The organism is Streptomyces sp. NPDC126499 (assembly GCF_040302485.1).
Classification (GTDB): Bacteria; Actinomycetota; Actinomycetes; order Streptomycetales; family Streptomycetaceae; genus Streptomyces.
This window is the reverse complement of record NZ_JBEOUO010000001.1, coordinates 534,427-542,489: the sequence shown is the minus strand read 5'-3', so window position 1 is coordinate 542,489 and position 8,063 is coordinate 534,427. Positions and strand designations below refer to the sequence as shown.

Here is an 8,063-nt window from a genome sequence, read left to right as displayed (position 1 = left end):
GTAATGGGTGGAGCTGACCGGTACTAATAGGCCGAGGGCTTGTCCTCAGTTGCTCGCGTCCACTGTGTTAGTTCTGAAGTAACGAACACGCCCCCTCTTGGTCGGGGCGCGGCGGTTCAACTTCATAGTGTTTCGGTGGTCATAGCGTTAGGGAAACGCCCGGTTACATTCCGAACCCGGAAGCTAAGCCTTTCAGCGCCGATGGTACTGCAGGGGGGACCCTGTGGGAGAGTAGGACGCCGCCGAACAATCATTGTGGGAAAGCCCCGCACCTTTTGGTGCGGGGCTTTTCTGCGTTCACGGCCCGGTCGGCCGGAACCGGCCCTGCCCGGACCGGACCGCGGACGGCCTCAGGCCGGCGTCACCAGGCCCGTGTCGTAGGCCAGGATGACCGCCTGGACGCGGTCGCGGGAGCCGGTCTTGGCGAGGATGCGGGTGACGTGGGTCTTCACCGTCGATTCGGCGAGGTGGAGTCGGGTCGCGATCTCCGTGTTGTTCCAGCCCTGGGCGATGACCGTGAGGATCTCCCGCTCGCGCTCGGTCAGCGAGGCCAGGCGAGGATCCTCCCTCCGGGCCGGGGCCGGGGCCGAGGCTGGCGGGGCGGCTGTCGGCGAGGCGGGCAAGTGGTGGATGTAGGCGTCGAGGAGACGGCGGGTCAGGCTCGGCGCCACCACCGCGTCGCCGCTCGCCACCGCGCGGATGCCGGCGAGGAGCTCCTCGGGCTGGGCGTCCTTCACCAGGAAGCCGCTCGCGCCGGCGCGCAGGCCCTCGTACGCGTACTCGTCGAGGTCGAAGGTCGTCACGATCAGGACGCGAGTGCGGGCCCCCGCGGTGATGATGCGGCGCGTCGCCTCGATGCCGTCGAGGCCGGGCATCCGGATGTCCATCAGGACCACGTCCGGTCGGTGACGGTCGACCAGGCGGACGGCCTCCGTGCCGTTGCCGGCCTCGTCGACGACCGTCATGTCGTCCTGGCTCTCCAGCAGCATGCGGAAGCCGAAGCGCTGCATCGGCTGGTCGTCCGCGATCAGGACCGTGGTCACGTGGGGGAGTCCTCCCGGGTCGGATGGGGCAGGGCGAGCCGGACCCGCCAGCCGCCGTCGGCCGGTGACGGGCCGCATTCGAGTGTGCCGTCGTAGAGCGCCGCGCGCTCGCGCATTCCCGCCAGGCCCTGGCCCTGCCCCTGGCCCTGCCATCGCAGTTGGTCCACGGGCCCCTTGCCGGTGTCCGTGACGGTGAGGACCAGGGCCGCGGGCCCGTACGACAGCGTCACCCGCGCCTCCGCCCCGTCGCCGGCGTGCTTCAGCGTGTTCGTCAGAGCTTCCTGGAGGACGCGGTAGACCGTCAGCTGCGCGCCGCCCGACAGACCCGCGTCACCGGAGGAGGGCAGTTCGGCGTGGACCGGGAGGCCCGCCTTCCGTACGCCGTCGATCAGGGCCGGCAGGTCGGCGAGGCCGGGCTGCGGGTTCCGTACCGCTGCCTCACCATCGTGCTCCTCCTCCCTCAGCACGCCCAGCAGACGGCGGAGTTCGTCGAGGGCCTGGCGGCTGGTCGTGGCGATGGCGTCGAGGGCTTGGGCGGCGCGTTCGGGCTGCTTGGCGGCCGCGTACCGGCCGCCGTCGGCGAGGCCGGTGATCACCGACAGGTTGTGGCCGATGATGTCGTGCATCTCACGCGCGATCCGGGCCCGTTCGGCGGCGGCCGCCAGGCGGACCTCCTGGTCGCGCTCCTCCCGGCGGGAGCGGACCGTGATGCCGAGGAGGGCGACGATCGCGTACGCCCACAGGTTCGGGACGACGTGCTGGTCCCACGTGTCCGCCTGGAAGCGGATCGCGCCCGTCAGCAGCGGCGGCAGGATCAGGGCGGTGGACCACAGCAGGGCCCGCGGCGGCCGGGTCAGGGCGATGTGGAACACGGGGATCGCCTGGAGGAACGCGGCCTGCAGGAACGCCCCCGAGGCGGCACTGACGAGCGCCCCGCACGCCATGACGGCCAGCGCGGCCGTCGGCCGGCGGCGGCGCCCGTAGAGGGGCAGGGCCAGGACCAGGCTGGTCACCAGGACCAGCCAGGTCGGCACGGACGGGTCGCGGGCGATGTTGCGCCAGCCGCCTGCCGCGTCGACGAGCGCGGCCAGCGTCCAGGAGGCGGTCAGGACCGCGTCCCACACCCAGGGGCGGGCCGCGTCGAAGGCCCGCGCCCGCGCGAGGACACGCCGGACGTAGCGACTCGGCCCGGTCGAGCCGTGTGCCGTTGAGCCGTGTGCGGTCGAGCCGCGTACGGGCGTGCCCTTTCCGGTCAAGCCGCGTACGGGCGTGCCCTTTCCGGTCGAGCCGCGTGTGGTCGTGCCCTGTCCGGTCGTGCCGTGTCCGGTCAGGCCCTGCCGGGTCGGGTCCTGCCCGGGCGTCGTGTCCGTGGTCACCCGCACATCCTCATACGTCCCGGCGGGTGAGCAACACGGCCGGTACGGCGAGGGCCGCGCCCGCCCACAACAGCAGGGCGAGCAGGGCCGCGCCGGGAGAGGCGGCGCCCGGCAGCGGGGTGGCGGAGCCGAGGGCGCCGGCGGCCTGGGTGGGGAAGTAGCGGACGGCCGTGTCCACGACCTCGTACGGGAGCATGCCCAGGATCTCCGGCAGGACCATCACCCCTCCGATGAAGGCGCCGAGCGCGCCCGGGACCGAGCGCAGGGCGGCGCCGAGGCCGAGGGCGATCAGGCCGAGGAGGGTGACGCCGGCGGCGTTGCCGGCGATCGCGGCGAGGACGCCGTCGTCGGTGAGGGAGGCGGCCTGGTCGGTGTCGCCCAGGAAGATCTGGGCGACCGAGAAGGTGAGCAGGGCGGTCAGGAGGGAGCCGGTGAAGACGACCCCGGTGTAGACCGCGGCCTTCGCCCAGAGGACCGGCGTGCGGTGCGGTACGGCGGTGAGCGTCGCGCGGATCAGGCCGGTGGCGTACTCGCCGGCGGTGAGGAGGATGCCGAGGACGGCGAGGGCGATGCCGCTGAGCTGGGAGCCGTAGAGGGTGAGGACGACGGTGTCGACGTCGGAGTCGCCGCCGTCGGAGGTGTAGGTGGCGCCCATGAGGATGCCGATGCCGAGGACGAGGGCGACGGCGGTGACCAGGGTGATCCAGGTGGAGCGGACCGTCCACAGCTTGTGCCATTCGGAGCGCAGGACGCGCGTGGGGGTGAGGGTCGGGGTGATGCCGTAGGTGGTCATGCGGCGGCTCCCTGGAGTTCGGCTCCCTGGAGTTCGGCGCCCTGGTATTCGACGGAGTCGTGGGTGAGGTCCATGAACGCCTGTTCCAGGGACGCGGTCTGCGGGGTGAGTTCGTACAGCGGCAGGCCGTGGGCGGCGGCGGTGCGGCCGATCTCGGCGGCGTCGAGGCCGGTGACGTGGAGGGTGTGGGGAGTGCCGGGGACGTGGGCGGCGTCGGGGCCCTCCGGGCCTTCGGGGGCTTCGGTGGTGACGCGGGCCGCGCCGTTCGGCCGGAGCCCGGTGAGCAGGGCGCGCAGCCGGTCGGGGTCCGGGGTGACGACCTTGACGGTGGTGCCGCCCGCCTCTCGTACGAGGTCGGCGACGGTGGTGTCGGCGAGCAGCCGGCCCTTGCCGATCACGACGAGGTGGTCGGCGGTGAGGGCCATCTCGCTCATGAGGTGGGAGGAGACGAGGACGGTGCGGCCCTCGGCGGCGAGGGATTTGAGGAGGGTGCGGATCCAGAGGACGCCTTCGGGGTCGAGTCCGTTGACGGGTTCGTCGAGGACGACGGCGGCCGGGTCGCCGAGGAGGGCGGCGGCGATGCCGAGGCGCTGGCCCATGCCGAGGGAGAAGCCCTTCACCCTGCGGTCGGCGACCTCGGTGAGGCCGGTGAGGTCGAGGACGTGGTCGACGCGGGAACGCGGGATGCCGTGGGTGAGGGCGAGGGCCGTGAGGTGGTTGCGGGCGGAGCGGCCGGGGTGCAGGGAGCGGGCTTCGAGGAGGGCGCCGACCTGGGTGAGCGGTGCGGGATGGTCGGCGTAGCGGCGGCCGGCGATGGTGGCGCGGCCGCGGGTGGGGGCGTCGAGGCCGAGGAGCATGCGCAGGGTGGTGGACTTGCCGGCGCCGTTGGGGCCGAGGAAGCCGGTGACGGAGCCGGGCCGGACGGTGAAGGAGAGGTCCTGGACGACGGTGCGGTGGCCGTACCGCTTGGTGAGTTCTTCCGCTCGGATCATGACCTCGACGCTAGGCAGCGGCGGGCGGCGGGGCGTCCGACCGGGGGTGTCAGGTGGGCGGCGGGCGTAGTACCGGGGTACGACGCGGGCGTGCCTCGCGGAAGGAAATGCCTTGTCAGAAGGGTGCGGGGGTGGGGAGTATCCCGGCATGGACTATTCGATACGCACCATCCGCGCCGACGAGTGGGAGAAGGCGCGCGAGCTGCGGCTGGCCGCCCTTCAGGACCCGGTCGCGCACCTCGCCTTCCTGGAGACGTACGAGGACGCCGCCGGGCGGCCCGACGCCTTCTGGCAGGAGCGGGCGGAGGGCGCCGCCGAGACCGGAGACGGGCGGGTGCGCCAGTTCGTGGCGGAGACGCCGGACGGGCGCTGGATCGGCACGGTGACGGTGCTCGTGGAGCGGCCGTCGGACGACGGGGTGAGGTTCGGGGAGGCGGCGACGGTCGACCAGACGCATCTGGTGGCCGTGTTCGTGCGGCCCGAGGCGCGGGGCGCCGGCGTGATCGACGCGCTGTTCCGGGCGGCGGTGGAGTGGTCCTGGACGCTGCCCGAGCCGGAGATCCGGCGGGTGCGGCTGTACGTCCACGAGGACAACGCCCGGGCCGCGGCCTTCTACCGGCGGTTCGGGTTCGTGCCGACGGGCGAGAAGGTGACGGTGCCGGGGCGCGAGGAGGAGTGGGAGCTGGAGTACGAGATCCCGCGGCCGGTCTGACCGTCGGACCCGGTCACGGCAGGGGGAGCGGCTCGGGCCAGCGGGAGCGGGCCTGCTCCGGGGAGCGCATCAGGGCGAGGGCCGGCAGGACCCGGTCGGTGCCCTCGGGGCGCTCCGCGACGAGGCCGGGAAGGCCGGGGATCGGCGCGACGGCGGCGACGTCGTCGAGGACGAGGCTCAGTGGTGGGTCGAGCCGACCGTCGGATGACCGTGCGGCCATGCGGCGGCCGTGCTCGACCACGCTTGCGGCGAGGGCGGTCAGCAGCGGCATCGCGCCCGGGTGGGTGCGCGGGTCCTCGATCGGTTCACCCACCACGTAAAGGGTGCCCTGTTCGGCGACGAATGATGCCAGCGCGAGCGAATCCGTTCGATTCGCCGTGCAGGCCTGCCTGATGTGGATCGAGGCGAGGGAGGACAGCGCACGGGCCGTCAGCTCCTGTGCGGCCCGGCGGCGTTCGGGGTGTGCGGTGAGCGCGGACTCCAGGAGCCCGGCGTGGCCCGCGGCGGCCTTGGGGTGGGTGCGGAGGATCCGTACGGGGTCGTGGGCGTCGGCGCCCTGCGCCCAGCGGTGGACCTGCTTGAACGGGCGGCCGTCCGTGGCGGCGGCGTGCAGCCAGCAGCGAAGGAGCGTTTCCGCGGTGTCGGCGAGCGCCGCGTCCAGGCGGGCCTGCGGCCGTACGGGCGCGAGCAGTGCGGCCGCCCGCTCCCGCGCCACGGCCGCGTCCTCGCATCCCTCCGCCGGGTTCCAGTGGAGCCGGGAGGGGGTGTCGCAGAGGTGGCCCGGGTCGTAGACGAGGACCGGGCCGAGCTTGGCGCGGGCGTCCTTGGTCTCGGCCCACAGGCTCGGGTCGGAGGTCACGACGAGCACGGCGCCCTCGGCGTCCCGTACCGCCTGTACGGCGAGGGGACGGCGGGTGGCGGCGGGGCCGTAGACGATCCGGGGCGCGGGGGACGGGTCTCCCGCGCGCGCGGGGCCCGGGCCCGTCGGCCCGTACGGGATGCCCTGGTCGGGCAGGCGGGGGGCCGGGGGCCGGGCGGTCGGGCCGTGGCCGGCGGGGGCGGGGGTGTACGGGGCGGGGGTGTGGACGCCTGGGTGCGGGCCGGGGCCGTCGTGGTGGGCGTGCGGCTCGGTGGCGCTGCCGTACGGGGCCGGGCCCGGGGTCTCGCCGGGGCGGGGGAGGTCGGGGCCGGGCCGCGAGGGGCCGAGCGCCGGGTCGTACGGGTCGTGGCCGTGGTCCGGGCCGTGGGCTTCCCGGGCCGGGACGCCGTCCGACCCGTACGGGCCCTTCCCGTGCGAAGTCCCGGCCGACTCGTTCCCGTACGGCCCCTTCCCGTGCGACGTCCCGGCCGGCCCGTTCCCGTACGTGCCCGTCCTGCGGCCCTCGCGGACCGTGCGCCAGCGGGCCAGGGTGCCGAGTGCGAACACCGTGAGGACGGCCAGGATCATCGCCTCGCCGATGACGAGGCCCCAGAACAGCCCGTAGCCCGACAGCGCCCCCGGTGGGGTGGCCGGCCAGGCGGCGGGGAGGTCGGTGGGGGCGGAGAGCAGGGAGCGCAGGGCGAGCGGGGTGCGGGTGAAGGTGACGCCGTCCGGCCAGGCGCCGTGGGCGAGGAGGCCGGAGAGGCCGGTCGCCGTCCAGACGAGGACGGCGAGGCTCAGCAGGAGGGCGAGCAGTCCGACGACGAGACCGTCGGGGATGCCGCCCTCCCGCCGTACCTCTTTCTCCATGTCAGACCGTCCTCACGTCACGCCACCGTCGACTGCGAGGAGTCGTTCATCTGCTGCTCGATGAGGATCGCGCGCTGTTCCGTCTCCCACTCCAGTTCCTCGTCGGTCATGGACGATTCCGTCATGGCGCGGTCGGTGTAGACGAGCGGGCGTTCCTTCTCGGTGATGAGGTGTTTGACCACCTGGACGTTGCCGTTGACGTCCCAGACGGCGATGCCGGGGGTGAGGGTCGGGATGATCTCGACCGCCCAGCGGGGCAGGCCGAGGACCCGGCCGGTGTTGCGGGCCTCGTCGGCCTTCTGGGCGTAGATGGTCCGGGTGGAGGCCATCTTGAGGATCGCCGCGGCCTCCTTGGCGGCGGCTCCGTCGACGACGTCGGAGAGGTGGTGGACGACCGCGACGAAGGACAGGCCGAGGCGGCGGCCGAACTTGAGCAGGCGCTGGAACAGCTGGGCCACGAAGGGGCTGTTGATGATGTGCCAGGCCTCCTCGACGAGGAAGATGCGCTTCTTCCGGTCGGGGCGGATCCAGGTGTGTTCCAGCCACACGCCGACGATCGCCATGAGGATCGGCATGGCGATGGAGTTGCGGTCGATGTGGGAGAGGTCGAAGACGATCAGCGGGGCGTCGAGGTCGATGCCGACGGTCGTGGGCCCGTCGAACATGCCGCGCAGGTCGCCGTCGACGAGCCGGTCGAGGACGAGGGCGACGTCCAGGCCCCAGGCCCGTACGTCGTCTATGTCGACGTTCATGGCCTCGGCGGACTCGGCCTCGGGGTGGCGGAGCTGTTCGACGATGTCGGTGAGGATCGGCTGGCGGTCGGTGATGTGCTCGTTGACGTAGGCGTGGGCGACCTTGAGCGCGAAGCCGGAGCGCTCGTCGAGGCCGTGGCCCATCGCCACCTCGATGATGGTGCGCAGGAGGGCGAGCTGTCCGGTGGTGGTGATGGACGGGTCGAGGGGGTTGAGGCGGATCCCGGCGTCGTTGGCGACCATCGGGTCCAGGCGGATGGGGGTTATCCCCAGCTCCTGGGCGATGAGGTTCCATTCGCCGACGCCGTCCTCGCCCTGGGCGTCGAGGACGACGACCTGGCGGTCGCGGAAGCGGAGCTGGCGCAGCACGTAGGTCTTCTCCAGCGCCGACTTGCCGTTTCCGGACTCGCCGAGGACCAGCCAGTGGGGGGCGGGGAGTTGCTGCCCGTACAGCTGGAAGGGGTCGTAGATGTACCCCTTGCCGCTGTAGACCTCACGGCCGATGATCACGCCGGAGTCGCCGAGGCCGGGGGCCGCGGTCGGCAGGTAGACGGCCTGGGCCTGCCCGGTGGAGGTGCGGACGGGCAGGCGGGTCGTCTCCACCTTCCCGAAGAGGAAGGAGGTGAAGGCTTCGGTGAGGACGGACAGCGGATCTCGCATCGGTCT

General features: G+C 73.0%; 7 protein-coding genes and 1 rRNA gene. 2 read left to right on the top strand and 6 right to left on the bottom strand.

Annotated elements, in window-relative coordinates; translation table 11 throughout:
• Positions 1–131 precede the first annotated feature (131 nt).
• Positions 132–248 (top strand): 5S ribosomal RNA (gene rrf, locus ABTZ91_RS02710).
• A gap of 102 nt (positions 249–350) precedes the next feature.
• Here rrf and ABTZ91_RS02705 read toward each other — a convergent pair.
• The 4 genes from ABTZ91_RS02705 to ABTZ91_RS02690 are packed head-to-tail and all read right to left on the bottom strand — an operon-like array spanning position 351 to position 4,204.
• A complete protein-coding gene (locus ABTZ91_RS02705; protein ID WP_352075257.1) occupies positions 351–1,043 on the bottom strand; it encodes a response regulator transcription factor in 693 nt (230 codons plus the stop codon).
• Positions 1,040–2,419, bottom strand: coding sequence for a histidine kinase (locus ABTZ91_RS02700; RefSeq protein ID WP_352075256.1), 1,380 nt, complete (start codon positions 2,417–2,419; stop codon positions 1,040–1,042). The genes ABTZ91_RS02705 and ABTZ91_RS02700 overlap by 4 nt, the downstream gene beginning before the upstream one ends.
• A gap of 10 nt (positions 2,420–2,429) precedes the next feature.
• Positions 2,430–3,212 carry an ABC transporter permease gene (locus ABTZ91_RS02695; RefSeq protein WP_352075255.1) on the bottom strand — a complete coding sequence of 261 codons (783 nt, stop codon included), beginning with the start codon at positions 3,210–3,212 and terminating at the stop codon, positions 2,430–2,432.
• On the bottom strand, positions 3,209–4,204 hold the full coding sequence (locus ABTZ91_RS02690; RefSeq protein WP_352075254.1) for an ABC transporter ATP-binding protein: 996 nt from the start codon (positions 4,202–4,204) through the stop codon (positions 3,209–3,211). The genes ABTZ91_RS02695 and ABTZ91_RS02690 overlap by 4 nt, the downstream gene beginning before the upstream one ends.
• Positions 4,205–4,352: 148 nt before the next feature.
• On the opposite strand from ABTZ91_RS02690, the gene ABTZ91_RS02685 reads away from it, so the two are divergent.
• A complete protein-coding gene (locus tag ABTZ91_RS02685) occupies positions 4,353–4,916 on the top strand; it encodes a GNAT family N-acetyltransferase (RefSeq protein ID WP_352075253.1) in 564 nt (187 codons plus the stop codon).
• 13 nt (positions 4,917–4,929) lie between these two features.
• On the opposite strand, the gene ABTZ91_RS02680 is transcribed toward ABTZ91_RS02685, so the two are convergent.
• Complete coding sequence (locus ABTZ91_RS02680; protein WP_352075252.1) at positions 4,930–6,645, bottom strand: type VI secretion protein; 1,716 nt, start codon at positions 6,643–6,645, stop codon at positions 4,930–4,932.
• 17 nt (positions 6,646–6,662) lie between these two features.
• Positions 6,663–8,057 carry an ATP-binding protein gene (locus ABTZ91_RS02675; protein ID WP_345486706.1) on the bottom strand — a complete coding sequence of 465 codons (1,395 nt, stop codon included), beginning with the start codon at positions 8,055–8,057 and terminating at the stop codon, positions 6,663–6,665.
• Positions 8,058–8,063 lie beyond the last annotated feature (6 nt).

Coding starts and splice junctions, on each gene's coding strand:
- ABTZ91_RS02675 (WP_345486706.1), bottom strand. CDS start 8,057: ATGCGAGATCCGCTGTCCGTCCTCACCGAAGCCTTCACCTCCTTCCTC.
- ABTZ91_RS02695 (WP_352075255.1), bottom strand. CDS start 3,212: ATGACCACCTACGGCATCACCCCGACCCTCACCCCCACGCGCGTCCTG.
- ABTZ91_RS02685 (WP_352075253.1), top strand. CDS start 4,353: ATGGACTATTCGATACGCACCATCCGCGCCGACGAGTGGGAGAAGGCG.
- ABTZ91_RS02680 (WP_352075252.1), bottom strand. CDS start 6,645: ATGGAGAAAGAGGTACGGCGGGAGGGCGGCATCCCCGACGGTCTCGTC.
- ABTZ91_RS02690 (WP_352075254.1), bottom strand. CDS start 4,204: ATGATCCGAGCGGAAGAACTCACCAAGCGGTACGGCCACCGCACCGTC.